The sequence below is a fragment of the Streptomyces sp. MMG1533 genome, from assembly GCF_001279775.1.
Classification (GTDB): domain Bacteria; phylum Actinomycetota; class Actinomycetes; order Streptomycetales; family Streptomycetaceae; genus Streptomyces.
This window is the reverse complement of the sequence record NZ_LGDG01000134.1, coordinates 81,894-107,491: the sequence shown is the minus strand read 5'-3', so window position 1 is coordinate 107,491 and position 25,598 is coordinate 81,894. Positions and strand designations below refer to the sequence as shown.

The 25,598-nt window shown below is 70.0% G+C and carries 22 protein-coding genes and 1 pseudogene; 11 read left to right on the top strand and 12 right to left on the bottom strand.

All coding sequences use genetic code 11. The features are described 5' to 3' along the window. Window positions 1-17: 17 nt before the first annotated feature. The gene (locus ADK57_RS15845; protein WP_053750095.1) at window positions 18-2,261 is read right to left on the bottom strand and encodes a transglycosylase domain-containing protein; all 2,244 of its coding nucleotides are present in this window, start codon (window positions 2,259-2,261) and stop codon (window positions 18-20) included. Window positions 2,262-2,669: 408 nt separating this feature from the next. On the opposite strand from ADK57_RS15845, the gene wblA reads away from it, so the two are divergent. Then, window positions 2,670-3,005: a transcriptional regulator WblA gene (gene wblA, locus ADK57_RS15840; RefSeq protein ID WP_053750094.1), complete on the top strand. Its 336-nt coding sequence runs from the start codon at window positions 2,670-2,672 to the stop codon at window positions 3,003-3,005. 74 nt (window positions 3,006-3,079) lie between these two features. On the opposite strand, the gene ADK57_RS15835 is transcribed toward wblA, so the two are convergent. Next, window positions 3,080-4,516 (bottom strand): ArsA family ATPase, encoded by a 1,437-nt coding sequence (locus ADK57_RS15835; RefSeq protein ID WP_053750093.1) that lies wholly within the window; start codon window positions 4,514-4,516, stop codon window positions 3,080-3,082. Further along, on the bottom strand, window positions 4,513-5,490 hold the full coding sequence (locus ADK57_RS15830) for an ArsA family ATPase (RefSeq protein ID WP_053750092.1): 978 nt from the start codon (window positions 5,488-5,490) through the stop codon (window positions 4,513-4,515). Before ADK57_RS15830 ends, ADK57_RS15835 begins: the two co-directional genes overlap by 4 nt. 106 nt (window positions 5,491-5,596) lie before the next feature. On the opposite strand from ADK57_RS15830, the gene ADK57_RS49020 reads away from it, so the two are divergent. The 4 genes from ADK57_RS49020 to ADK57_RS15815 all read left to right on the top strand — a co-directional run bounded on the left by ADK57_RS49020 (window position 5,597) and on the right by ADK57_RS15815 (window position 8,540). Continuing rightward, on the top strand, window positions 5,597-5,755 hold the full coding sequence (locus tag ADK57_RS49020) for a DUF4177 domain-containing protein (protein ID WP_020129281.1): 159 nt from the start codon (window positions 5,597-5,599) through the stop codon (window positions 5,753-5,755). Next, window positions 5,752-6,219 (top strand): RidA family protein, encoded by a 468-nt coding sequence (locus tag ADK57_RS15825; protein WP_053750091.1) that lies wholly within the window; start codon window positions 5,752-5,754, stop codon window positions 6,217-6,219. The genes ADK57_RS49020 and ADK57_RS15825 overlap by 4 nt, the downstream gene beginning before the upstream one ends. A 612-nt stretch (window positions 6,220-6,831) precedes the next feature. After that, window positions 6,832-7,713: an NUDIX hydrolase gene (locus tag ADK57_RS15820; RefSeq protein ID WP_053750090.1), complete on the top strand. Its 882-nt coding sequence runs from the start codon at window positions 6,832-6,834 to the stop codon at window positions 7,711-7,713. Continuing rightward, window positions 7,710-8,540, top strand: a complete 831-nt coding sequence (locus ADK57_RS15815) for an MBL fold metallo-hydrolase (protein ID WP_053750089.1) — start codon at window positions 7,710-7,712, stop codon at window positions 8,538-8,540. Before ADK57_RS15820 ends, ADK57_RS15815 begins: the two co-directional genes overlap by 4 nt. On the opposite strand, the gene ADK57_RS15810 is transcribed toward ADK57_RS15815, so the two are convergent. Then, window positions 8,537-9,355: a nucleotidyltransferase domain-containing protein gene (locus ADK57_RS15810; RefSeq protein ID WP_053750088.1), complete on the bottom strand. Its 819-nt coding sequence runs from the start codon at window positions 9,353-9,355 to the stop codon at window positions 8,537-8,539. The genes ADK57_RS15815 and ADK57_RS15810 overlap by 4 nt on opposite strands. 127 nt (window positions 9,356-9,482) lie before the next feature. Then, window positions 9,483-10,157: a Crp/Fnr family transcriptional regulator gene (locus tag ADK57_RS15805; protein WP_053750087.1), complete on the bottom strand. Its 675-nt coding sequence runs from the start codon at window positions 10,155-10,157 to the stop codon at window positions 9,483-9,485. Window positions 10,158-10,432: 275 nt separating this feature from the next. Here ADK57_RS15805 and nth point away from each other — a divergent pair, with 275 nt between their 5' ends. The 3 genes from nth to ADK57_RS15790 all read left to right on the top strand — a co-directional run bounded on the left by nth (window position 10,433) and on the right by ADK57_RS15790 (window position 13,355). After that, window positions 10,433-11,317 carry an endonuclease III gene (gene nth, locus ADK57_RS51995; protein WP_107091560.1) on the top strand — a complete coding sequence of 295 codons (885 nt, stop codon included), beginning with the start codon at window positions 10,433-10,435 and terminating at the stop codon, window positions 11,315-11,317. 88 nt (window positions 11,318-11,405) lie between these two features. Then, the gene (locus ADK57_RS15795) at window positions 11,406-12,107 is read left to right on the top strand and encodes an NUDIX hydrolase (protein ID WP_053750139.1); all 702 of its coding nucleotides are present in this window, start codon (window positions 11,406-11,408) and stop codon (window positions 12,105-12,107) included. Between the two features lie 48 nt (window positions 12,108-12,155). After that, window positions 12,156-13,355 carry a MarP family serine protease gene (locus ADK57_RS15790; RefSeq protein WP_053750085.1) on the top strand — a complete coding sequence of 400 codons (1,200 nt, stop codon included), beginning with the start codon at window positions 12,156-12,158 and terminating at the stop codon, window positions 13,353-13,355. Window positions 13,356-13,407: 52 nt separating this feature from the next. Here the strand turns inward: ADK57_RS15790 and ADK57_RS51170 are convergent, their stop codons facing one another. The 5 genes from ADK57_RS51170 to acs all read right to left on the bottom strand — a co-directional run bounded on the left by ADK57_RS51170 (window position 13,408) and on the right by acs (window position 18,793). After that, a complete protein-coding gene (locus tag ADK57_RS51170) occupies window positions 13,408-13,590 on the bottom strand; it encodes a hypothetical protein (protein WP_078973150.1) in 183 nt (60 codons plus the stop codon). A gap of 127 nt (window positions 13,591-13,717) precedes the next feature. Then, window positions 13,718-14,656 (bottom strand): alpha/beta fold hydrolase, encoded by a 939-nt coding sequence (locus ADK57_RS15785; protein ID WP_053750084.1) that lies wholly within the window; start codon window positions 14,654-14,656, stop codon window positions 13,718-13,720. Then, on the bottom strand, window positions 14,653-15,147 hold the full coding sequence (locus ADK57_RS15780) for a phage holin family protein (RefSeq protein ID WP_053750083.1): 495 nt from the start codon (window positions 15,145-15,147) through the stop codon (window positions 14,653-14,655). The genes ADK57_RS15785 and ADK57_RS15780 overlap by 4 nt, the downstream gene beginning before the upstream one ends. A 63-nt stretch (window positions 15,148-15,210) precedes the next feature. Next, on the bottom strand, window positions 15,211-16,662 hold the full coding sequence (nhaA, locus tag ADK57_RS15775; RefSeq protein ID WP_053750082.1) for a Na+/H+ antiporter NhaA: 1,452 nt from the start codon (window positions 16,660-16,662) through the stop codon (window positions 15,211-15,213). Window positions 16,663-16,834: 172 nt separating this feature from the next. Beyond that, window positions 16,835-18,793: an acetate--CoA ligase gene (gene acs, locus ADK57_RS15770; protein ID WP_053750138.1), complete on the bottom strand. Its 1,959-nt coding sequence runs from the start codon at window positions 18,791-18,793 to the stop codon at window positions 16,835-16,837. A 317-nt stretch (window positions 18,794-19,110) separates the two neighbouring features. Between acs and ADK57_RS49015 the strand changes: the two are divergent. Continuing rightward, window positions 19,111-19,448: pseudogene (locus tag ADK57_RS49015) on the top strand (RNA polymerase sigma factor); the annotation flags it as partial. Window positions 19,449-19,604: 156 nt separating this feature from the next. Here the strand turns inward: ADK57_RS49015 and ADK57_RS15765 are convergent. Then, window positions 19,605-22,037, bottom strand: coding sequence for a bifunctional SulP family inorganic anion transporter/carbonic anhydrase (locus ADK57_RS15765; protein ID WP_053750081.1), 2,433 nt, complete (start codon window positions 22,035-22,037; stop codon window positions 19,605-19,607). Window positions 22,038-22,350: 313 nt separating this feature from the next. On the opposite strand from ADK57_RS15765, the gene ADK57_RS15760 reads away from it, so the two are divergent. Continuing rightward, the gene (locus tag ADK57_RS15760) at window positions 22,351-23,628 is read left to right on the top strand and encodes a hypothetical protein (RefSeq protein ID WP_053750080.1); all 1,278 of its coding nucleotides are present in this window, start codon (window positions 22,351-22,353) and stop codon (window positions 23,626-23,628) included. Between the two features lie 46 nt (window positions 23,629-23,674). Here ADK57_RS15760 and ADK57_RS15755 read toward each other — a convergent pair whose 3' ends face one another. Beyond that, window positions 23,675-24,655 carry an ATP-binding protein gene (locus ADK57_RS15755; RefSeq protein WP_053750137.1) on the bottom strand — a complete coding sequence of 327 codons (981 nt, stop codon included), beginning with the start codon at window positions 24,653-24,655 and terminating at the stop codon, window positions 23,675-23,677. A 101-nt stretch (window positions 24,656-24,756) separates the two neighbouring features. On the opposite strand from ADK57_RS15755, the gene ADK57_RS15750 reads away from it, so the two are divergent. Continuing rightward, window positions 24,757-25,581 (top strand): Fic family protein, encoded by an 825-nt coding sequence (locus tag ADK57_RS15750; protein ID WP_053750079.1) that lies wholly within the window; start codon window positions 24,757-24,759, stop codon window positions 25,579-25,581. The last annotated feature ends 17 nt before the right edge of the window (window positions 25,582-25,598 follow it).

Genomic DNA, 25,598 nt, shown 5'->3' with positions numbered 1-25,598 from the left:
CTGCTCAGGTCACCGCGTCAGCCGCGGCCGCCGTTCCCGTTCCCGTTGCCCTGGAAGAAGCCCTCCGGGATGGAGAAGCTGGGCGTCGGGACGGAGCCGCCGTCGGTGGTTCCGCCGTTGTCGCCGTTGCCCCCGTTGTTGTTGCCGTTGCCGTTCCCGTTTCCGTTGCCGTCGTCGTCGCGGTCCTTGTCGGGGTTCGGGATGTCGACGAGGTTGAAGGACTCCGTGGCCTTGCCTTCCAGGGCGCCGGTCATGGCGTCCTTCCAGATCGGGCCCGGGACCTCGCCGCCGTAGACGAGCGGGCGGTAGACGCCGCCGATCGTGATGTTCTTCATCTTGACCTTCTGGGTGGCACTGCCCACCCAGACGGCACCCGACATGTTCGGCGTGTAGCCGACGAACCAGGCGTTCTTCCGCTCGTCCGTCGTACCCGTCTTACCGGCGCTCTCGCGGTCGGTGAGGCCGGCCTGCTGGCCCGTACCGGAGTCGACCACGCCGCGCAGGAGCGTGTTGACCGTGTCTGCGGTCTTCTCGCTCATCGCCCGCGAGCACGTCGACTTCGGCACCTCCATCGACTTCTGCTCGTCGCCGACCTTCTGCGTGATCGACTCGATGGCGACCGGCGAGCAGTACATGCCCCGGGAGGCGAAGGTGGCGTACGCGCTCGCCATCGTCAGCGGGGACAGACCCACCGAGCCCAGCGCGATGGCGGGCCGCTCGGGCAGCTTGGTGCCGTTGCCCTGCCGGACGTGCAGCTTGTCGGTCATGTTGACGACCGGGCACAGGCCGATGTCGGAGATCATCTGCACGAAGTAGGTGTTGACCGACTTGGCCATCGCCTCCTTCATCCGGTACGGACCGACCTCCGAGTCGCTCTCGTTCTCGACCTTGTCGCCGTCCCGGTTGGTCCACGGCGAGCTGTCACAGGTCTGGACGGGGCTCGGGTACTCCATCTCGTACGGCGACGAGTACTCCTGCGTCGCCGGGCGGCCCTCCTCCAGGGCGGCCGCCGCCACGAACGGCTTGAACGTCGAACCGGTCGGGAAGCCGAAGTTGGAGCCGCCGTAGGCCGCGTCGACCGAGTAGTTGTACTCGGTCTCGTTCTTGCCGTAGCCGAACGGCTTCGACTGGCCCATGGCGACGATCTTGCCGGTGCCGGGCTCCACGAGGGTGGCCGCCGCGGCGACCTTGTCGCTCTGGTTGACGTGGTCGTCGAGCGACTCCTCGACCGAGTCCTGAGCCTGCGGGTCGAGGGTCGTACGGATCGTCAGGCCGCCCTGGTTCCAGGTCTTCGCCCGCTCCTCGCGGGACTTGCCGAAGACCGGATCGCTGAGGAAGACCCGCTCCACGTACTTGCAGAAGAAGCTGGCGCCCTGGACGGCCGTGATGCAGCCGTTCTTGGGCTTGCTGATCTTGAGGCCGAGCGGTTGTTCCATGGCCTTGGACGCCTCGGCCTGGGAGACGTCGCCGACCTCGGCCATGCGCCGCAGCACGGTGTTGCGGCGCTTGGTGGCCTCCCTCTCGTCGTTGACCGGGTCGTACCGGCTGGGCGACTGGACGATGCCGGCGAGGAGGGCCGACTCCTGGAGGCTGAGGTTCTTCGCGGACTTCGAGAAGTAGCGCTGGGCGGCGGCCTCGACGCCGTAGGCCTGCTGGCCGAAGAACGTGATGTTCAGGTAGTTCTCGAGGATCTTCTTCTTGCCGAGCTCCTCCTCGACCTGGATCGCGTACTTCAGCTCCTTGATCTTGCGGCCGAGGGTCTGCTGGGTGGCCTGCGCGACCTTCGTCGGGTCGTCGCCGGCCTCCTCCACGAAGACGTTCTTCACGTACTGCTGGGTGAGCGTCGAGGCGCCCTCCGAGACCCCACCGCTCTGCGCGTTCTTGTTGAGGGCGCGCAGGACACCCTTCAGGTCGATCGCGCCGTGCTGGTAGAAGCGCGAGTCCTCGATCGCGACGATCGCCTTCTGCATGTACGGCGAGACGTTCTTGAGGCCGACCACCGTGCGGTCACGCGAGTAGACGGTGGCCAGTTGGCCCCCGTCGGCATCGAGGATGGTGGTGCGCTGGCTCAGCGGCGGCGTCTTCAGATTGGCCGGGAGCTCGTCGAAGCTCTCCACCGATCCCTTGGCCGCGAGACCCAGAGCACCGGCCGCGGGCAGCGCGATGCCGGCCATCACGGCTCCCGCGAGGACACTGACACCGAGGAACTTGGCGGCCTGCTGTGTGGAGGTCAGACCACCGCCCGAGCGCTTCTTTGGCATGGGGGCAGCCTACGTTCTCATTCGCCGGACACGCGTATAGGCCTTGGCCTAAGCTGCTCTCAACTGTCACAGCTGTAGGACTACGTATCAATACGTCCGGCGACCCCGAATCGTTCCGGAGGTTCCCCGACTTTTTTGACGGGGACGTGTCCGAATCCGCCTCGTGTGTCATCTGGTGCCCGTTGTGACGCAATGGAACTGTCCCGGTTTGCCGGAACAGTCATGTATGTCGCGGGCTCACTCCCCCGGGTGATCTGCCGCTTACGCATAGTCCGTTCGGGCCATTCAAGATTGGGCCCGAAGGGGGTGTTGCGCTGTGCCCACCTTCCGTAACGTCCTCAACTGGCGGCGGTGAATATGCCGCTGCCGCCGTGGGGGAGCCTCGATTCGGGAGAGGACGGCGCCGGTATGGGCTGGGTAGTCGACTGGAGTGCGCAGGCGGCCTGCCGCACTACCGATCCGGATGAACTGTTCGTTCAAGGAGCAGCGCAGAACAGGGCCAAGGCGGTGTGCACCGGATGCCCGGTGCGCACGGAGTGCCTCGCCGACGCGCTCGACAACCGCGTCGAGTTCGGCGTGTGGGGAGGGATGACGGAGCGGGAGCGCCGCGCACTGCTGCGCAGGCGTCCGACTGTCACTTCATGGCGCCGGCTCCTTGAGACTGCGCGTACGGAGTACGAGCGGGGGGTCGGCATCCTGCCCCTCGACGACGAGGTGTACGAGAACTTCGCGGCGGTGAGCTGAGGGGTCTTCCCTCGGACACCACCGGTATCTCGCACACCGACTTCTCACACACCGGCGTCTCGGACGCCGGTGCGTCAGGCGCCGGCATCGCGCTCGGGCAGCTCCGGGTGGGCGGCCGCGAGCCGGTTTCCGATGTCCCGCAGCCCCGCGAGGTCGTGCACGTCGCCGGGCAGCGCGGCCACTTCGGCCACCGCCACCTCGGGGTGGAGCGCGGTGAAGCGGTCACGCGTGCGCTGCTCGCGGGAGAGCAGCCGCATGCGCTCGGCGTGCAGCCTCAGCAGGCCTGCGGTGAGTTGTTCGACGGACATCTCCTGGTCACTGTCCTGCGTGGGTTCCGTGTCCTGCGTGGCGGCGGGGGAGCCTTCGTCAGGAGCCGGTGGTTCGGAAGCGGGAGATTCCGCAGCGGGAGACTTTGAACTGCCGTACGTGTCGGGAGAGTTACGAAGTCCAGCTTTCCCGTCCCCCTGATCCACAATGCGGGGCTCTTCAAGATTTTCCGCGGCTGCGAGCGCCCGCTCGGCCGACAGCCGGTCGGCGCCGCTGCCGTGGACCCGGTTGAGCACCAGACCGGCGAGCGGCATGTCCTCGGCCGCCAGCCGCTCCACGAAGTACGCGGCCTCGCGCAGTGCGTCCCGCTCCGGGGCCGCGACCACCAGGAACGCCGTCCCGGGCGCCTGGAGCAGCTTGTACGTCGCGTCCGCGCGCGTGCGGAACCCGCCGAACATCGAGTCCATCGCCGCCACGAACGTCTGCACGTCCTTCAGGAGTTGGCCGCCGAGCAGCTTGCCCAGCGCGCCGGTCATCATCGACATGCCGACGTTCAGGAACTTCATCCCCGCGCGGCCGCCGACCTTCGCCGGAGCCAGCAGGACCCTGATCAGCTTGCCGTCGAGGAACGACCCGAGCCGCTTCGGCGCGTCCAGGAAGTCGAGCGCGGAACGGGACGGGGGCGTGTCCACCACGATCAGGTCCCACTCGTCCCTGGCCCGCAGCTGCCCCAGCTTCTCCATCGCCATGTACTCCTGCGTGCCCGCGAAGCCCGCCGAAAGCGACTGGTAGAAGGGGTTGTTCAGGATCGCCGACGCTCGGTCGGCGTCCGCGTGCGCCTCGACGATCTCGTCGAAGGTGCGCTTCATGTCCAGCATCATCGCGTGCAGTTCGCCGTCGCCCTCCACGCCCTTCACGCGCCGCGGGGTGTTGTCGAGCGAGTCGATGCCCATCGACTGGGCGAGCCGGCGGGCCGGGTCGATGGTGAGCACCACGACCTTCCGGCCGCGTTCGGCGGCACGCAGGCCGAGGGCCGCCGCGGTGGTCGTCTTGCCCACGCCCCCCGAGCCGCAGCACACGATGATGCGGGTCTTCCGGTCGTCGAGCAGGGGGTCGAGGTCGAGCACGCCCGCGGGGGTGAGGCGGTGACGGGTGCCGTGGTCGTGCCCGGGCGCGGTGTCGTGGGTGTCGTGGGTGTCGTGCGCGAGTGCCGTGTCGTGCGTGTGCGTCGGCTCCGGACTCATGACATCCCCTGTTCCCGCAGCTCGGTGGCGAGTTCGTACAGGCCCGCCAGGTCCATGCCCTCGGCGAGCAGCGGCAGTTCGTGCAGCGGCAGGCCCAGCTCGCCCAGTACGGCCCGCTGTTCGTGCTCCAACGCGTACCGCTCGCCGTACTCGTCGGCCTGCTGCAGCAGCGGGCTCACCAGCCGCTCGGCGTGCCCTCCGCGCCGCGCCCCGCCGAGTCCGGCCGCGGACAGCGACTGCGCGACGGCCGTACGCGGCATGGTTCGTACGAGTTCCAGTTCTGTCGCGTCCAACACCTCGGGCCGCACCATGTTGACGATGATCCGCCCCACCGGCAGCCGCGCCGACCGCAGTTCGGCGATCCCGTCCGCGGTTTCCTGTACGGGCATCTCCTCGAGCAACGTGACCAGGTGCACGGCCGTCTCCGGCGACTTCAGCACCCGCATCACGGCCTGCGCCTGATTGTGTATCGGGCCGATCTTCGCGAGGCCGGCGACCTCGTCGTTGACGTTCAGGAAGCGGGTGATGCGGCCGGTGGGCGGCGCGTCCATGACGACGTAGTCGTACGCGAACCTGCCGCTCTTGTCCTTCCGGCGCACCGCCTCGCAGGCCTTGCCCGTCAGGAGTACGTCCCTGAGGCCGGGCGCGACGGTGGTCGCGAAGTCGATCGCGCCGAGCTTCTTCAGGGCTCGGCCGGCGCTGCCCAGTTTGTAGAACATCTGGAGGTAGTCCAGAAGGGCCAGTTCGGGGTCGATGGCGAGGGCGAACACCTCCCCGCCCCCTGGAGCGACGGCGATCTTTCGCTCCTCATAAGGCAGCGTCTCCGTTTCGAAGAGCTGCGCGATGCCCTGGCGACCCTCGACCTCGACGAGAAGCGTCCGCTTCCCCTCCGTCGCGAGGGCCAACGCGAGGGCGGCGGCGACCGTCGTCTTTCCGGTCCCGCCCTTGCCGCTGACGACCTGGAGCCTGCTCACGTATTCGAGCGTAACCAGTCCGTGCGCGGGCTAAGCGGGAGGCTGTGGACAACCTGGGTGAGGTCGGCCGTCTGCGCGGTGTGGCGCAGCGGCTAAAGTCGGCCACATGACCAAGTGGGAATACGCAACCGTGCCGCTGCTCGTCCACGCCACGAAGCAGATTCTGGACACCTGGGGCGAGGACGGCTGGGAGCTCGTCCAGGTCGTGCCCGGGCCGAACAACCCCGAGCAGCTCGTGGCCTACCTGAAGCGGGCCAAGGCATGAGCTCGGTCGAGGCGCGGCTGGCCGAGCTGGGGCTGACGCTCCCGGAGGTCGTACCGCCGCTCGCCGCGTACCAGCCTGCCGTGCAGTCCGGTGTGTACGTCTACACCTCCGGCCAGCTGCCGATGGTCGAGGGCAAGCTTCCGGTCACCGGCAAGGTGGGCGCGGAGGTCACGCCCGAGGAGGCCAAGGAGCTGGCGCGCACGTGCGCGCTGAACGCCCTGGCCGCCGTGAAGTCCGTCGCGGGTGACCTGGACCGGGTGGCGCGCGTGGTGAAGGTGGTCGGCTTCGTGGCGTCCGCCTCCGACTTCACCGGTCAGCCGGGTGTCATCAACGGCGCGAGCGAGCTGCTGGGCGAAGTGCTGGGCGACAAGGGCGTGCACGCGCGGAGCGCGGTGGGCGTGGCTGTGCTGCCGTTGGACGCGCCGGTGGAGGTCGAGGTTCAGGTGGAGCTGACGGGGCCGTAGGGCGGGCGGGGGTGCGCGTAGCGCCTTCGGTTTCGCGGTGGGTCGGGGCCGTGTCGGGGGGCGTCCGTCCTCGGAACGGCGCGGAATCGGTCAGTTACCAACTTGCCCGGGTTGACGCGCCAACCGCTGCGGGCGGACACCCCCCGACACGTCCCCTTGCCGCCGTACGCGGGTGCGGGAGCGTACGCCGTTCCGTTGCCGCCTCGCCGTGGGTGCGGACACCCCCTGACATGTCCCCTTGCCGCCGTACGCGGGTGCGGGAGCGTACGCCGTTCCGTTGCCGCCTCGGCGTGGGTGCGGACACCCCCGACATGTCCCCTTGCCGCCGTACCCGGGTGCGGGAGCGTACGCCGTCCCGGTGCCGCCTCGCCGCTGGTGCGGGTGCGCGTGCGTGCATCATGCGGCGCCGGTGGCGGCCGGGCGAGGCTCACCTCTCGACCGACCGAGACGGGTGGCAGGGTGGGCATGGGCCGGGGGTCTGGGGGCGGAGCCCCCAGGGACGCTCGGATCCGTGCTGGGTGCCCGGGAACAGGCGGTACGTGGTTGCCGCGAGCTCGGCGGTAACACCTGGTGCCTCTCGAACATCCGCGCGTCAGGAGATAGCCTCCGCCCATGGCAAACGGGCAGTGGTACCCACCGGAGTGGCCCGACCGTATCCGTGCCCTGACGGACGGCACGCTTACGCCGGTCAGCCCCAAGCGCGCGGCCACCGTCATGCTCCTGAAGGACACCGACGCCGGCATCGCCGTGCACATGCTGCGCAGACGCGCCTCCATGGCCTTCGCCGGAGGCGCGTACGCGTACCCGGGCGGCGGTGTGGACCCCCGCGACGACGACCGTCACGTCCGCTGGGCGGGCCCCACGCGCGCGTGGTGGGCGGACAGGCTCGGCGTGGACGAGGCGGCGGCCCAGGCGATCGTCTGTGCGGCCGTGCGGGAGACGTACGAGGAGGCGGGCGTCCTTCTCGCGGGCCCGGCCCCGGACTCCGTGGTCGGCGACACCACGGGCGCGGACTGGGAGACCGACCGGGCCGCTCTGGTCGACCGTGAGCTGTCCTTCGCCGAGTTCCTGGACCGGCGGGGACTGGTACTGCGGTCGGACCTGCTGGGTGCCTGGACGCGCTGGATCACCCCCGAGTTCGAGTCCCGGCGCTATGACACGTGGTTCTTCGTCGCCGCTCTCCCGGAGGGCCAGCGCACCCGCAACGCCTCCACGGAGGCCGATCGCACGGTGTGGATCCGGCCCGAGGACGCGGCAGCCTCGTACGACAAGGGCGAGCTGCTGATGATGCCGCCCACGATCGCCACGCTGCGCCAGCTGGCTCCGTACGGCAGCGCGGCTGAGGCGCTCGCCGCCGCCCCGGACCGCGACCTGACGCCCGTCCTGGCACGGGCACGCCTGGACGGCGGGCAGATCGTGCTGTCCTGGCCTGGGCACGACGAGTTCACCAAGCACATCCCGAACGACCTCCCGACCGGTGGAGCCCCCGCATGACGGACGCAGCAGCCCTTCCCGGCCAGCCTCGGGGCGCGGTCCTCTCGGGGCCCGCCACCGCGCGCGCCGTCAACGTCCTCGCGCCGAACCCCTCCGCGATGACCCTGGACGGCACGAACACCTGGATCGTGGCGGAGCCCGACTCCGAGTCGGCCGTCGTGATCGATCCGGGCCCGCTGGACGACGGCCACCTGCGCAATGTCGTCGACATGGCGGAGAAGGCCGGCAAGCGCGTCGCCCTGACCCTCCTCACCCACGGCCACCCGGACCACGCGGCCGGCGCCGCCCGCCTCGCCGAGCTGACCGGCACGAAGGTGCGCGCCCTGGACCCGGCGCTGCGGCTGGGGGAGGAAGGGCTGGGCGCCGGGGACGTGATCCGGGTCGGTGGTCTGGAGCTGAGGGTCGTACCGACTCCCGGGCACACCGCGGACTCCCTGTGCTTCCATCTCCCGGCCGATCAGGCGGTCCTGACCGGCGACACGATCCTGGGCCGCGGCACGACGGTCGTCGCGCACCCCGACGGCCGCCTCGGCGACTACCTGGACACCCTGCGGCGCCTCAGGTCCCTCACGGTCGACGACGGCGTCCATACGGTGCTCCCGGGCCACGGGCCCGTCCTTGAGGACGCCCAGGGCGCCGTCGAGTTCTACCTCGCCCACCGCGCCCACCGCCTCGCCCAGGTCGAGACGGCCGTCGAAGACGGTTATGGGACGCCCGCCGAGGTCGTCGCCCATGTGTACGCGGACGTGGATCGGTCTCTCTGGCCGGCGGCCGAGCTGTCGGTCCGCGCTCAGATGGATTACCTGGAGGAGCACGGGCTCATCTAGGGCCTGGGAGCTTTCACGCCGTGCACGCGCGCGTACTCCTCGGCGAGCCACGGTCCCAGGTCGTCGACGTACGAGCGCAGGACGGCCGGGTCGCCGGTCGGCTCGTAGCCGAGGACGGCCGCCGTGCGCAGCTGTTCCGCGCGCGAGGGGTAGTACTCGGCGAAGGCATCGGCCATCTCGCGCAGGTCGCTCGTCCAGCCGTTCCAGCGGGGCATGACGAGCGTGAACGCCGTGCGGACGAGGTGGCGGGACATGAAGCGCACGAGGGGGCGGCGGGCCTCGTCCGTGTCGGCGGTGGCGGCGATACGGTCCCGCCAGCGGGGCAGGAGCAGGGCGAGGTCGCCGTTCGTCTCGCGGGCGAGCAGGGAGTCGGGGCGGTAGCGGGGGAGATACTCGGCGAGGTCCTCGCCCAGCAGCGGGGTGCACAGGCAGGCGATGAACCACCCCAGGTCGTACGTCTCCAGGTCGCTCAGTGCTTGCGCCCGGCTGACCAGCAGCGTCCCGCCCCCGTCGATCTGCGGGAAGTCCTTGTCGAGCGACTCGTCGACGGTGCGGGCGTCGGCCCGGTCCGCGTCGGTGGGCTCCGCGCGCAGCGCTGTCAGCAGATCGAGATCGCTGCGCCCCACGCGCGCGGTGCCGCGCGGAATCGACCCGTAGAGGTAGGCGCTGTGCAGCCGGGAGCCGAACGCGTCGAGCAGACGGTCGCGGGCTGCGGCGACCACGGGACGGAAGGGGTGGGGGATGCGTCCGAGGGAGCCCTCGCGCTCGATGAAGCCCTGTGCGTCCAGCCCGGGGCGGCGAACCGTGTCGGCCATGGGATCACTGTGCCGTGAAGGGGAGGCCCGAGCCCCTCATTTACGGCCCGGAGGTGCGTGGCGGTCACGCAAAGGGCCCCGTCTCCCCAGGGAGACGGGGCCCTTCTCTGCGTACGCCTTGGTGCGCCTAGCGCGAGCGCTTGGCGAGCCGCTCCACGTCCAGCAGGATCACGGCCCGCGCCTCCAGGCGGAGCCACCCGCGGCCGGCGAAGTCGGCCAGCGCCTTGTTCACGGTCTCGCGGGACGCGCCGACCAGCTGGGCCAGCTCCTCCTGCGTGAGGTCGTGGACGACGTGGATGCCCTCCTCGGACTGCACGCCGAAGCGGCGGGAGAGGTCGAGCAGCGCGCGGGCCACACGGCCGGGGACGTCCGAGAAGACCAGGTCGGACATCGCGTCGTTGGTGCGGCGCAGTCGGCGGGCTACGGCGCGCAGGAGGGCGGTGGCCACCTCGGGGCGGGCGTTCAGCCAGGGCTGGAGGTCGCCGTGGCCGAGGCCGAGCAGCTTGACCTCGGTCAGCGCGGTGGCGGTCGCCGTGCGCGGGCCCGGGTCGAAGAGGGACAGTTCGCCGATGAGCTCACCGGGGCCCACGACGGCCAGCATGTTCTCGCGGCCGTCGGGGGAGGTGCGGTGGAGCTTCACCTTGCCCTCGGTGACGACGTAGAGCCGATCGCCAGGGTCGCCCTCGTGGAACAGGGAGTCGCCACGTGCGAGGGTCACCTCACTCATGGAGGCGCGCAGTTCCGCGGACTGCTCGTCATCGAGCGCCGCGAAGAGCGGGTTGCGCCGCAGAACGTCGTCCACGAGTTCTCTCCTTGTCGACCTGCTCAGGGGATCTTGCTCCCCTGCCTACCAGGGGACCGTGTTCCCCATTTTGCCGGACGGTCCAAACAGTGTGATCTGTCACAAGGATGCCGCACACGTGTCCCGAGGTAAGCGGCAGGGGTCCAATTGGGGGCTGATCTTCAGGGTCCGGGGCGGATGTCAGTGCCGGGCTCTAGGCTGGCCGGGTGTCCAAAACGCCGGTGAGAGCACAGGCCAAGGGGGCTGGGCGGGTGGTTGTACGTCGAAATTCCGCCGTGGGCGAACAAGACTCCGCCGGCGGAAAGAAAACGGCAAAAGCGACAAAGAAGGTTCCGGTGAAAGAGGTGGCTCCGGCGCGTCCGGTGAAGGCGACCCCGGTGAAGAAGAGCGAGTCGCGTACCTCCCTGGTCCGCCGAGCCCGCCGTATCAACCGCGAGCTCGCGGAGGTCTACCCGTACGCCCACCCCGAGCTGGACTTCGAGAACCCCTTCCAGCTGGTCGTCGCCACGGTCCTGTCCGCCCAGACCACCGACCTCAGGGTCAACCAGACGACGCCAGGGCTCTTCGCCAGGTACCCGACGCCGGAGGACCTGGCCGCGGCCAACCCGGAGGAGGTCGAGGAGATCCTGCGGCCGACCGGTTTCTTCCGGGCCAAGACCAAGTCGGTGATAGGGCTGTCGAAGGCCCTGGTGGAGCAGTTCGGCGGCGAGGTCCCCGGGCGGCTCGAGGATCTGGTCAAGCTGCCCGGCGTCGGCCGCAAAACCGCCTTCGTCGTCCTCGGCAATGCCTTCGGGCGGCCCGGCCTCACCGTGGACACGCACTTCCAGCGGCTGGTGCGGCGCTGGCAGTGGACCGACGCGACCGAGCCCGACAAGATCGAGGCCGCCGTCGGCGCGCTGTTCCCCAAGAGCGAGTGGACGATGCTCTCGCATCACGTGATCTTCCACGGCCGCCGTATCTGCCACGCCCGCAAGCCCGCCTGCGGCGCCTGCCCCATCGCCCCGCTCTGCCCGGCGTACGGCGAGGGCGAGACGGACCCGGAGAAGGCGAAGAAGCTCCTCAAGTACGAGAAGGGCGGCTTCCCGGGCCAGCGTCTGAAGCCCCCGCAGTCATATCTGGACGCGGGCGGGAAACCCGCGCCGCCGCTGGGGGCGGGATGACACGCTCTCGGACGCACCTCTGGGTACGTTCCCAGGAACGATCTCGGGGTCGTCGGGCGTTGGATCCGGCAGGACGACGGGGGTGGAGATGACGCGCGCGAGCAACACACAGGGCGGTTCCGTGACACTCGGCAAGGAGGGCCTGCCCGCCTGGCTGGATCCGGTGGTGCACGCGGTGGAGACGGTCGAGCCGCTGCAGCTCAGCCGCTTCCTGCCGCCGGAGAACGGCGCGGGGCGGCAGTCCGCCGTCCTGATCCTCTTCGGCGACGGAGACGGCGAGCGCGGCCCCGAGCTGCTGCTCATGGAGCGGGCGAGCTCGCTGCGCTCCCACGCCGGGCAGCCCTCCTTCCCCGGCGGTGCGCTCGACCCGGAGGACGGGGACCCGAAGGGCGACGGGCCCCTGCGGGCGGCCCTGCGCGAGGCCGAGGAGGAGACGGGGCTCGACCCGTCCGGCGTCCAGCTCTTCGGTGTGCTGCCCAAGCTGTACATCCCGGTCAGCGGCTTCGTCGTGACCCCGGTGCTGGGCTGGTGGCGCGAGCCGAGCCCGGTGGGGGTGGTGGATCCGAACGAGACCGCGCGGGTCTTCACCGTGCCCGTGGCGGATCTCACGGACCCCGACAACCGCGCCACCACCGTCCACCCCAGCGGCCACCGAGGTCCGGCATTTCTGGTCGAATCGGCACTCGTGTGGGGGTTCACGGCCGGAATCATCGACCGACTTCTCCACTACTCGGGCTGGGAGCGGCCCTGGGACCGCGAGAAGCAGGTCCCTCTCGACTGGCGCGCATGACAGGGTGTCTGCCGTGCTGTGCAAAGTGATGAGGCGAGGCTCGAACCGGTGAACGTGCTGGACATCCTGTTGCTGCTCGCCGCCGTGTGGTTCGCGATCGTCGGTTATCGCCAGGGCTTCGTCGTGGGCATCCTGTCGGTGATCGGCTTCCTCGGCGGCGGTCTCGTGGCCGTGTACCTGCTGCCCGTCATCTGGGACGCGCTGACCGACAACGCGGAGGTCAGTACGACCGCCGCGGTCGTCGCGGTGGTCGTCGTCATCGTCTGCGCCTCCGTCGGCCAGGCCCTGACCACCCACCTCGGCAACAAGCTGCGCCGGTACATCACCTGGTCCCCGGCCCGCGCCCTGGACGCGACCGGCGGGGCGCTCGTCAACGTCGTCGCGATGCTCCTCGTGGCGTGGCTGATCGGCTCCGCCCTCGCCGGCACCACCCTGCCGACGCTCGGCAAGGAGGTCCGCAGCTCCAAGGTGCTGCTCGGCGTCTCCCGGGCGCTGCCAGAGGCGGCCGACACCTGGTTCGCGGACTTCTCCTCGGTCCTCGCGCAGAACGGCTTCCCGCAGGTCTTCAGCCCGTTCTCGAACGAGCCGATCACCGACGTCCGGCCGCCCGACCCGGCCCTCGCCAACAGCGCCGTCGCCACCCGCTCCCAGCGTTCCATCGTCAAGGTCATGGGCACCGCCCAGAGTTGCGGCAAGGTCCTGGAGGGCACCGGCTTCGTCTTCGGCGAGCGCCGGGTCATGACCAACGCGCATGTCGTCGGCGGCGTCGACGAGCCCACCGTCCAGATAGGCGGTGAGGGCAAGAAGTACGACGCCACGGTCGTCCTCTACGACTGGGAGCGCGACATCGCCGTACTCGACGTACCCGACCTGGACGCGCCCGCCCTGCAGTTCACCACGAAGGACGCGACCGGCGGCGACGGCGCGATCGTCGCGGGCTTCCCGGAGAACGGGGCGTACGACGTCCGTGCCGCGCGCGTGCGCGGGCGCATCACGGCGAACGGCCCGGACATCTACCACCGCGGCACCGTGCGCCGAGACGTGTACTCGCTGTACGCGACCGTCCGCCAGGGCAACTCCGGCGGCCCGCTGCTCACCCCCGAAGGGAAGGTGTACGGCGTGGTGTTCGCGAAGTCCCTCGATGACCCCGAGACCGGTTACGCGCTCACCGCGGACGAGATCCAGGAGGACATCACCAAGGGGCGCACCGCGAACCAGCAGGTGGACAGCGACAGCTGCGCGCTCTGAGCCCACGGTTCGGGAAAGCCCCCGGCCCGGGCGCAGAAAAAAGTGGGGAGCGTCAGCCTCGCGGATGACGCAGGCGTACCGAGACCCAGCGGGCCCGGCGCCGCAGAATGCGCGGAATGCCCACCCTCAGGTCCGTGCCCGCCATGTTCGGAGGCCCGCCTCGCTGGTGGGAGCCCAGGCCGCTGCCCGAGCGTCGATTGCGTGCTGCGTCACTGTAGTCGTGCGTCCAGCCCATACCCCGACGTCTGCCCCTGCCCCAAGGTCGATAATCGCCCCCAGGCCCCCCAATTGGCCTATGCGCCAGGCAAGTGGCCGTTCGTAGGACACGTGTTCAGGTCCGGATGCCGGGCGCATCGGCACGGTCACCGATCGGGTTCGGGATCCTGCAGCCAGTTGATGAGTTCGGTGGTGAACGCCACCGGATCCTCCTCGTGCGGGAAGTGCCCCAGACCGTCGAACAGCCGCCAACGGTACGGCGCTTCGACGTACTCGCCGGAGCCGGCCGCGCTGCGCGTCCGCATCACCGGGTCGAGTGAACCGTGCAGATGGAGGGTCGGCACCCGTACCGGCCGCTTCATCCGTCGGTTGAACTGGATGCCGTCGGGACGCGCCATCGACCGCACCATCCAGCGGTACGGCTCGATCGAGCAGTGCGCGGTCGAGGGGATGCAGATCGCGCGCCGGTACGCGTCCACCGCGTCGTCGTCCGGCAGCCGCGGGCCCGACCAGTCCCGGATCAGACGGGCGACGAGCGCGCCGTCGTCTGCGGTGAGCTGCCGCTCCGGGATCCAGGGCCGCTGGAACCCCCAGATGTAGGAACCCGCGGTCGTCTGCTTGAGGTCCGAGAGCATCGCCGAGCGCCAGCGCCGGGGGTGCGGCATCGAGGCGACCGCGAGCCGCCGCACCAGCTTCGGGCGCATCGCGGCCGCCGTCCAGGCCAGATAGCCGCCCAGGTCGTGGCCGACCAGTGCGGCGTCCGGCTCGCCGAGGGAGCGGATCACGCCGGTGATGTCGAGGGCGAGGTTGGCCGGGTCGTAGCCGCGCGGGGTGCGGTCGCTGCCGCCGACACCCCGCAGGTCCATGGCGACGGCCCGGAAGCCCGCGTCGGCGAGTGCGGGCAGCTGGTGCCGCCAGGTCCACCAGAACTGGGGGAAGCCGTGCAGCAGCAGCACCAGCGGCCCGTCACCCATCTCCGCGATGTGGAAGCGCGCGCCGTTGGCGGCGACCTCCCGGTGCGTCCAGGGGCCGTCCGGTCGTACGACCGAGGCGGGCTGGGCCGAAGATGTGGCGGGATCCGTCATGAGGACGAGCGTGCCACAGCCTCGATGGCCTTCGCGTCCGGAAGCCCGTCCTCCAGGGCCGCCGGGCGCGGGTGCGGCTTGGCGTTCTGCAGGACGCCCGCCGACTCCTTCATCGAGGCGGCGACCTTCTGCGGGCCCTTGCCCTTCTTGGCCTTCTTCGCGAAGACGACGCCGATCAGGGCGAGGACGAGCGCGACGAGCACGTTCGCCGCGAAGGACAGCAGGAAGCAGACGGCGAGGTTCCAGTCGCTCCAGGTGCGGATGCCGTACGCCAGCGCGAAATTCAGCATCGGCAGCGAGAAGACCAGGACCGCCCCGGCCACCGTGAACGCTCCGCCGCTCGTCGCGCCGCGCTTCACGTCCCGCTTCAGCTGCGCCTTCGCCAGCGCGATCTCGTCGTGCACCAGCGCGGACATCTCGGTCGTCGCCGAGGCGAACAGCTGGCCGATGCTGCGTTCGGCGCCGACCGGGCTGCCGTCGGGTGCGCTCATCGCGTTCTCCCTTTTCTGCTGTGTGCCTGACTGGGAACGGTCCTTTTGTACTGTCCCGTCAGATCATGCCGGACGGTCGTTCTCCTCGCCTGCCCCGCCCGTCACTTCGGCAAGCCCACGTCGCTGGGAGTCCGTCAGTTCGGCGGCCTTCAGCTCGGCGATCCGGCGGTGCTCGGCGGCCTTGCGGTCGTGGATGTCGGCCATCCGCAGGTGGTACGCCGGGTCGTCCTCCTCGTAGATGTCCGGGATCCCGTCGAGGTCCTCGTCGCGCTCCTCGGCCTCGCACAGGCGACGGTACTTGGCGTTCCGTACCTTCAGCAGCACGGTCGCCAGCAGGGCCGCGATGACGGACCCCATGAGTACGGCCGCCTTGACCTCCTCCGTCAGCGGCGCGTCGCCGTCGAAGGCCAGCTCGCCGATGAGCAGCGACACGGTGAAGCCGATGCCGGCGAGGGTCGCCACCGCGAACACGTCGGCCCACTCAAGGTCGTCGCTGAGCGAGGCCCGGGTGAAGCGGGCCGTCAGCCAGGTCCCGCCGAAGATGCCGACCGCCTTGCCGACTACCAGACCGAGGACCACACCGAGCGTCTCCGGCTTGGTGAACACGTCGCCCAGCGCGCCCCCGGACAGCGAGACCCCCGCACTGAACAGGGCGAACAGCGGCACGGCCAACCCCGCCGAGAGCGGACGTACGACATGTTCGATGTGCTCGCCCAGGGAGTGCTGCTCGCCCTCACGGGTCGTGCAGCGCAGCATCAGACCCATCGCGACGCCCGCGATCGTGGCGTGGACACCGCTGTTGTACATCAGCGCCCAGATGACGAGCGCGAGCGGGACGTACACGTACCAGCCGCGTACGCCCTTGCGCAGCAGCAGCCAGAAGACGGCCAGGCCGACGACCGCGCCGCCGAGCGCGGCGAAGTCGATGGTGTCGGTGAAGAAGACCGCGATGATCAGGATCGCGAAGAGGTCGTCGACGACGGCGAGCGTCAGGAGGAAGGCGCGCAGGGCGCTCGGCAGGGACGTACCGATGACGGCGAGCACGGCGAGTGCGAAGGCGATGTCCGTGGCGGTGGGCACCGCCCAGCCCTCCAGGGAGCCGCCCCCGGTGACGTTGGTGAGCGTGTAGACGAGCGCCGGTACGGCCATCCCGCACAGGGCCGCCACGACGGGCAGCATGGCCGCCTTGGGGTCCTTGAGGTCACCGGCGACCAGTTCGCGCTTGAGCTCGATGCCGGCGACGAAGAAGAAGACCGCGAGGAGCCCGTCGGCCGCCCAGTGCGCGATCGACAGATTCAGGCCGAGGGCCGCGGGGCCGAGGTGGAAGTGGCTGACGCTCTCGTAGCTGTCGTGCAGGGCCGGGATGTTCGCCCAGATCAGCGCGGCGACCGCGGCGACGAGCAGCAGGACACCGCCGACGGTCTCGGTGCGCAGCGCGTCCGCGACGAAGGTTCGCTCGGGCAGGGACAGACGTCCGAAAACCTTGCGGGTGGCGGTGGTGCGGGGCGCGGTCACGGGGGGAGACCTCCGGTCGGTGGGCAGCATTGAGCACTTGCCGACCAGACTTCCCGGCGCACCTGTTTGTTTAGTCTACCTAAAGTACGCCGGGAGGAATCCGGCGATCCCTACGTTAGGTGTGAAAAGGGCACCCGGCGCACTGGCTGCCGGGTGCCCCTGAGCGTCGTACTCAGTCCTCGCTGGGAGCCGCAGGCAGCTTCGCCTGGATGAGGTCCATGACCGTCGAGTCCGTCAGGGTCGTCACGTCGCCGAGCTGGCGGTTCTCGGCGATGTCCCGCAGCAGGCGGCGCATGATCTTGCCGGAGCGGGTCTTGGGCAGCTCGGCCACCGGCAGGATCCGCTTGGGCTTGGCGATCGGGCCGAGGGTGGCGCCGACGTGGCCTCGCAGGTCGGCGACGAGGTTCTCGTCCTCGGCGTTCGCCGTGCCGCGCAGGATCACGAAGGCGACGATCGCCTGCCCCGTGGTCTCGTCCGCCGCGCCGACCACGGCTGCCTCGGCGACCGAGGGGTGGGAGACGAGGGCCGACTCGACCTCGGTGGTGGAGATGTTGTGGCCCGACACGAGCATCACGTCGTCCACCCGGCCCAGCAGCCAGATGTCGCCGTCGTCGTCCTTCTTCGCGCCGTCGCCGGCGAAGTACTTGCCCTCGAACCGGGACCAGTACGTGTCGAGGAACCGCTGGTCGTCGCCCCAGATGGTGCGCAGCATCGACGGCCACGGCTCGGTGAGGACCAGATAGCCGCCACCGCCGTTGGCCACCTCGCCTGCCTCGTCGTCGACGACGGTCGCGGCGATGCCGGGCAGCGGCGTCTGCGCGGAGCCCGGCTTGGTCGCGGTGACGCCGGGCAGCGGCGAGATCATCATCGCGCCGGTCTCGGTCTGCCACCAGGTGTCGACGATGGGGGTCCTGTCGCCCCCGATGTGCTTGCGGTACCAGATCCAGGCCTCGGGGTTGATGGGTTCGCCGACGGAGCCGAGGACCCTCAGCGAGGACAGGTCGAACTTCGCGGGGATGTCGTCGCCCCACTTCATGAACGTACGAATCGCCGTGGGCGCGGTGTACAGGATGGTCACCCCGTACTTCTGCACGATCTCCCAGAACCGGCCCTGGTGCGGGGTGTCCGGCGTGCCCTCGTACATGACCTGCGTGGCGCCGTTCGCGAGCGGGCCGTAGACGATGTACGAGTGGCCGGTGACCCAGCCGACGTCGGCGGTGCACCAGTAGACGTCGGTCTCCGGCTTGAGGTCGAAGACGGCGTGGTGGGTGTACGCGGTCTGCGTGAGGTATCCGCCGGAGGTGTGCAGGATGCCCTTCGGCTTACCCGTCGTACCGGACGTGTACAGGATGAACAGCGGGTGCTCGGCGTCGAACGCCTCCGGCGTGTGGTCGGCGGACTGCCGCTCGACGATCTCGTGCCACCAGACGTCGTGGCTGTCGTTCCAGGCGACCTCCTGGCCGGTACGGCGGACGACGAGGACGTGCTCGACGTTGTCCACGCGGGCGACCGCGTCGTCGACGGCCGGCTTGAGGGCCGACGGCTTGCCGCGCCGCCAGCCGCCGTCGGTGGTGATGACGACCTTGGCGTCGGCGTCCTGGATACGGGTCGCGAGCGCGTCCGCCGAGAAACCGCCGAAGACGACGGAGTGCGCGGCGCCGATCCGGGCGCACGCGAGCATCGCGATCGCCGTCTCGGGGATCATCGGCATGTATACGGCGACCCGGTCGCCCTTCTGAACCCCCAGCTCCAGCAGGGCGTTGGCGGCCTTGGAGACCTCGTCCTTGAGCTCGGCGTAGGTGATGGCGCGGCTGTCGCCGGGCTCGCCCTCGAAGTGGATGGCGACACGGTCGCCGTTACCGGCCTCCACATGCCGGTCCACGCAGTTGTACGCCACATTGAGCTTGCCGTCCTTGAACCACTTGGCGAACGGCGGGTTCGACCAGTCCAGCGTCTCGGTCGGCTCGGTGGCCCAGGTCAGCCGGCGGGCCTGCTCGGCCCAGAAGCCGAGCCTGTCAGCCTTGGCCTGCTCATACGCCTCCGCGGTGACGTTGGCGTTCGCCGCCAGGTCCGCGGGGGGTGCGAACCTGCGCTCCTCGCGAAGCAGGTTGGCCAGGCTTTCGTTGCTCACGACATCTCCCATTCTCAGGGTTGTCCGATGTGTCCCAGGCCACAGCTCATCAGACCCGGGGGCCTGGTGACAAGGGTCGACGGAAAATTGGTTTAGACCTGTGCGCGTGTCTTGTGTACGCGTCTTGTGTACGTCTGTTTCGGCGCCCGGGGTCATCCGTACCCACGGACGCAGACCAGGCAGAGTTCAGTCCCTGTAACGCCTTTCACACTCAGGCCCAAGTACAGGTGAAGCGCCACGGAGGAGATCGCAGAGGGAGAGAAGAGGGAGAGAGGAGGGAGAGAGGGGACAGTGAGTGTGGAACGGATACGGGGTGGGCCCGCGGCAGCGGCCAGCTCGGCGCCGAGAGCTCCGGCCGCCGCGCGGTCGGCCGACTCCCGGAGGGCGAACGGGCCGTCATGGACTCATCGCGGTCGACCAACTGACCGTCCCCGAGGCCGCCGCCGCCCTCGGTATCCGCCAGGTCACCGCCCGCGTACGGCTGCACCGGGCCCGCAAGTCCCCGCGCACGGAGGCGGATCCACCGCCGGCCGACCCGCACGCCACGTCGGTGACGAGCCGCCGGACGGGGATGACGTCGTCGCCCCGACGGAACTCTCCCGTCAGTGACAGGTCACGCTGCACCCGGGCAATTCCCTGGGCATCGAGAACATGACCCGCAAGGACGGCACGGGGACGGGGGTGCCGACCGAGCTCTTCCATGCCGGCAGGGCAAGATCAAGCACTGCGCGCCGGAATCGCAGACCCAGGTGCACCACGGGTGTGCGTCCCCACCCCGACGGGGGCCGCACACCCGCAGCGGGCCTCGGCATCACGCCGAGAGATCAGCCGCCCGCACGTGGTCGAACACCTCGTCCCCGCTCATCCCGGTCAGCAGGTACGCCTGGGCCTCCCCCACGTGGAAGTACATCCCGTGCAGCTCCAGAGCCCCATCCTGCAGGGCCCGGGCCACCGACTCGTGGGCGCGCAGGTGCTCCAACTGCTGGACCACGTTGGTCAGACAGAGCTGCTCGACCGCGTCGGCGGGCGCCCGTCCGGCCAGTCGGGCCCACGGTCGGCTGTCGTCGGCCATGCACTCCAGGCTCGGCAGCCCGTGCCGCAGCCACCGCTTGAGCGGCGTCTGGGCGCCTCCGGGCTCGGAGTTGATCAGCGCCTGCATGGCCCCGCATCCGGAATGCCCGCACACCGTGATGGAGCGCACCTGCAGCACGTCCACCGCGTACTCGATCGCGGCGGCCACCGAGTCGTCCCCGCTCTCCTGGCCGGGCGGGGGAACGAGGTTGCCCACGTTGCGCACCACGAAGAGGTCGCCCGGACCACTGGAGGTGATCATCGAGGTGACGAGGCGTGAGTCGGCACAGGTGAGGAAGAGCTGGGAGGGCTGTTGGCCCTCGCGTGCCAGCCGGGCCAGCTCACCCCGCACATGCGGTGCGGTGTGCCGCTGGAACACGCTGATGCCACGCGCCAGTTCATGCCCGCCGGCCGCACCGGCCGCACCGGCCGCACCGGCCGCACCCGGTGCATCAGGTGTGCCGGGTCTGTCCGTATGCCCCTCGTGGGGCAGCGCGGACTGTGGGCGCTCGCACTGGTGGTTGCGCCAGGCCGTCCAGGGGCGGCAGCGGCAGCCGGCGGTGCCGGTCGCCGACTCGGCGTGTTCGTCCCCGGGGTGGAGGTCGGCCGTGCTTCCGGGCTCGCCGATCCGGACTCCGGCGCGGCGGCCGGTGAGTTCGACGGAGCCGCCCCGCGCGGTGTGTGTGTTCTGCCAGTCCTGCAGGGACTCGTACGCCGCGTGGTCCATGAACGACCCGTCCAACTCCACGACGGCGTGGGCGCCTTGGGGTACGAGATGCAGGGTCCGGCTGAGCCGGGGCACCGCGAGGAACGTCAGCTGTCCTCGTACGTGTACGTGATGGACTCCTTCCTTCTCGTCGTGCGTGATGCGGGTGCGGGTGAGGCGGTGCAGGGCGACGGCGACCGCGACGGCGATGCCGAGCGTCACGCCCTCCAGGACGCCGAGGAGGACCACGCCGAGTGTGGTGACGGCGTACACCAGCACTTCTCGGTGGCGCGTCACCGTGCGGATGTGGTGCAGGGACACCATCTGGATGCCGACGGCCATCACCAGGGCGGCGAGCGAGGCGAGCGGAATGAGCTCCAGGATCGGGACCAGCAGCAGTGCGGCGACTACTACGAGAACGCCGTGCAACATCGTGGAGTTCCGGCTGATCGCACCGGCTTGGACATTCGCCGAGCTGCGTACGGCGACGCCCGCGACGGGCAGGCCGCCGAGCGATCCGGAGACGATGTTGGCGGCACCCTGCCCCAGCAGTTCGCGGTCCAGGTCGGAGCGTCCGACATGGGCGGGCAGGCCGGGACGGCCGGCCACCAGCTTGTCCACGGCGACCGCGCCGAGCAGCGACTGCACGCTGCACACCAGCGTGGTGGTGAGCACGGCGGCGACCAGGCCGAGCACCGGGCCCTCGGGGAGCCCGGCCAGGGCGTGGCTGCGCCAGGACGGCAGGTCGACCTTGGACAGGGTCAGCCCGGCGAGCGAGGCGGCTGCGGTGGCCCCGGCGACGGCGACGAGCGCGGCCGGGATCCTGCGCAACAGGCGTCCGACCCGGCCGGGGATCCGGGGCCAGAGCAGCAGCAGGGCCAGGGTCAGCGCGCTCACCGACACGGCGGCCGGATGCAGGCCCGCCAACTGGGCGGGCAGCGCGCGGAGGTTGTCGAGGACGGAGCTCTGCGGGGTGCCGCCGAGGACGATGTGCAGCTGGGCGACGGCGATGGTGATGCCGATGCCGCCGAGCATGCCGTGCACGATCGCGGGGCTGACGGCGAGGGCGCTGCGGGCCACGCGCAGGCAGCCCAGGCCCAGTTGGGCGAGGCCGGCCAGGACCGTGATGGCGCAGGTCGTCCGCCAGCCGTAGCGCTGGATGAGGTCGGCGGTGACCACGGTGAGGCCGGCGGCGGGGCCGCTGACCTGGAGCGGGGCGCCGCCGAGCCGGCCGGCGACGATGCCTCCGACGGCAGCGGCGACGAGTCCGGCCTGCAGCGGCGCACCGGTGGCGAGGGCGATGCCGAGGGACAGCGGAAGGGCGATCAGGAAGACCGCGATCGCGGCCGAGACATCCGCGCCCGCGATACGGAAGCGGCGGGGCGGGGACGACGGTGGGCTGTGGGGTTGGTGGATGCGCTTCGGCCGAGTCGAGTCGGCGGCGCGGGTGGGGACGCAGGCTGACATTTTTTCCCGTCTCCTCCGGGGCAGCGCGGTCGCGATCTGGTGGTCCCCCGTCGATGGCGGGGGGTCGGGTCGGCGGCCGTGGGTCACGGCGTGCAAGCGGCGGGATGAATCAACGCTCGGTAAATGGATCGTAATGCAGAGTAAAGGGCGAGCATAGACTTTCCGGGCAAATGGGTTAATAAGTCACCCGGGGGAGTGAAGTGGCTATTTGATCGGCTTGTCGTACTAATTCCTTCTCGGTCCCATGCGAGCTTGGCGGCCACAAAACGCCCTCACCGGCGTCGGCCGAGAGAAGGAAGTAGGTGGGCGGAACATGGCCGCCACCCAGAGGATCGCCGCGGGCGCCGTGGTCGCCGCGGTCTGTGCCGCATCCCTGGCCGGTTGCGCGAACGGCAGCGACACGTCCGGGCAAGGAGCGCCAGGGCCGCAGAAGGCGAAGCCGGCCCAGGCGCCGCCCAAGAGCGCGGTCCGCCTGATCGGCGACGGCTCCACCTCGTACACCGGAGCCCAGCCCCACCTGCCCAGACCCGAGCGCCTCAAGCCGGGTCAGAAGCCCCCGCAGTTCGTGGTGTTCTCCTGGGACGGCGCCGGCGAGGACGGCCAGAAGCTGTTCTCCCACTTCCGCAAGGTCGCCAAGTCGAACAACGCGACGATGACGTATTTCCTCAGCGGCGTGTACATGCTGCCGGAGGACAAGCGCGACCTGTACCGGCCGCCGCAGCACTCGCCGGGCCGCTCCGACATCGGCTTCAACGACGAGGAGGGCATCGCCGAGACCGTGAAGCAGCTGCGCATGGCGTGGCTGGAGGGCAACGAGATCGGCACCCACTTCAACGGCCACTTCTGCGGCAGCGGCGGCGGGGTCGGCGAGTGGTCGGTGGAGGACTGGAAGGACGAGATCGCCCAGGCGAAGCACTTCGTGAAGTCCTGGAAGACCAACACCGGCATGAAGACGGCCTCACCGCTGCCCTTCGACTACGACAAGGAGCTCATCGGAGCCCGCACGCCCTGCCTGGAGGGCCAGACGAACTTCATGAAGGCCGCCGGCGAACTGGGCTTCCGCTATGACACCAGCGGTGTCAACGACCAGGTCTGGCCGAAGAAGAAGGAGGGCCTGTGGGACCTGTCGATGCAGCTCGTGCCGTTCCCCGGGCACTCCTACGAGCAGCTGACGATGGACTACAACTTCATGGTCAACCAGTCGGGCACCAGGACCCAGGGTGACCCCTCCAAGTACGACTTCTGGGGCGACCAGATGCGCGACGGCCTCCTCAAGGGCTTCCATCGGGCCTACGACGGCAACCGCGCGCCCCTGATCATCGGCAACCACTTCGAGTCCTGGAACGGCGGCACCTACATGCGGGCCGTCGAGCAGGTCGTCGAGGGCGTCTGCAACAAACCCGACGTGCGCTGCGTGTCCTTCCGGCAGCTCGCCGACTGGCTGGACGCCCAGGACCCGAACACCCTTGAGAAGCTGCGCTCCCTACAGGTCGGCGAAGCCCCGAAGCAGAGCTGGGAGTCCTTCCTGTCGGGCCGCCCGGCCCCGGCCCCGAAGGGCGTGCCCGGGGCGCCGGCGGCCAAGCGGCAGTAGCCGTCAGATGGTCGCGACGACTCGGTGAGCGGCCGCCGGGGCACGCTCAGGCGGTTGCCGCGACACTCTCGCCGAGCACGAAGGAGGGGTCGACCTGCGCGGCCAGGTCGGCCCCGGTGCGTTCGTTGCCCCACGACTGGGCGTTCTTCAGGTGGAAGTGCACCATCTGGCGTGTGTAGCGCTTCCAGTCGCGCAGTTCGTACGTCGCGTCGACGGCTGACAGCAAGCGCCTCAGAGCGCGGCGGTTGGCGTCCTCCAGGAGCTCGAACCGGGGCGGCCGGCCCTTCTCCAGTGCGCGCACCCAGTCCGAGTGCCCCACCGTCATGAGCAGGTCGTCCCCTACTTCGGCGCGGAGGAAGTCGAGGTCGTCCTGAGCCTGCACCTTGTTGCCGACGACCTTCAGGGTGACGCCGAAGTCGCGGGCGTACTCCTTGTACTGGCGATAGACGGAGACCCCCTTCCGGGTCGGTTCGGCGACGAGGAACGTGATGTCGAAGCGGGTGAACATGCCGGAGGCGAAGGAGTCCGAGCCCGCCGTCATGTCCACCACGACGTACTCGTCGGGGCCGTCGACGAGGTGGTTCAGGCACAGTTCCACCGCTCCGGTCTTGGAGTGGTAGCAGGCGACCCCCAGGTCGGCGTCCGTGAAGGGGCCGGTGACCATCAAACGGACCGCGCCGCCCTCGAGTTCCACCGGCCGGGCGCAGGCGTCGTACACCGGGTTGTCCTCGCGCACCCGCAACAGGCGGGAGCCCTCGCCGGGAGGGGTCGTCTTGATCATCGTCTCGGCGGAGGTGATGCGTGGGTTGGAGCCGCGCAGATAGTCCTTGATCAGCGGCAGCCGCTCGCCCATCGCGGGCAACGCGGCCGCCTGCGTCTCGTCCAGGCCGAGAGCGGGGCCGAGGTGCTGGTTGATGTCGGCGTCGACGGCGACGACCGGCGCCCCGGTGGTCGCGAGGTGGCGGATGAACAGGGAGGACAGGGTGGTCTTGCCGCTGCCGCCCTTCCCGACGAAAGCAATTTTCATGTTCACCAAGCGTAGTCGTCCGGTAGCTGTATGTGGCAGACGTGCGTGAAGAAGACCACTCCTTCGTGGGGTGTGCCCCCGAGCTGCGTAGGGTCGTACTTATGAGTACGACAGGCGCGACCGCCGATCCGCTAGCGGCCCTGGGCTCGCTGCCCGGTGTGCCCGAGTCCGTGGAGTCCGTGCGCAAGGCCGTGGACCGGGTCTACGGGCACCGGGTCATGCGGCGCCGCAGCAACGAGATCACCTCCGAGGCCGCCCTGCGGGGTGCGCGAGGTTCGGGTGCGCTGTCCGGCGCGGACTGGGCCCTGGAGGAAGTGCGCCGCCGCACCGACTTCAGCGGCGACGACGAGGCGCGCGTCATGGGCGGCGCCCTGCGGCTGACCGCGGAGGCGGGCCAACTGCTGTCCATCTGGCGGCAGTCGCCCCTGCGGGTGCTGGCTCGTCTGCATCTGGTCGCGGCCGCGACCACGGGCGACGAGGTCGGGCGTCCGCGTCAGGCGGGCGAGCCCGTCGACGAGCCGCTGATCGAGCTGCCGCTGCCGAGCGCCGGGGAGGTCTCCGGCCGCCTCGAAGGGCTCTCCGAGCTGATCATCAAGGGCGGTTCGGCCCCCGCGCTGGTCACGGCCGCCGTCGTGCACGGCGAACTCCTCGCCCTGCGCCCCTTCGCCTCCCACAACGGCCTGGTCGCGCGTGCGGCCGAACGCATCGTCCTGGTAGGCAGCGGCCTGGACCCGAAGTCCGTCTGCCCGGCGGAGGTCGGCCACGCCGAACTGGGCCGCGCGGCCTATCTGGCGGCGCTCGACGGGTATGTCTCCGGCACGCCGGAGGGCATGGCCTCCTGGATCGCACACTGCGGTCGTGCGGTCGAACTGGGGGCGCGCGAGTCGACGGCGGTGTGCGAGGCGCTGCAGCGCGGGGCGGCGTAGGGATTTACCGGAAAACC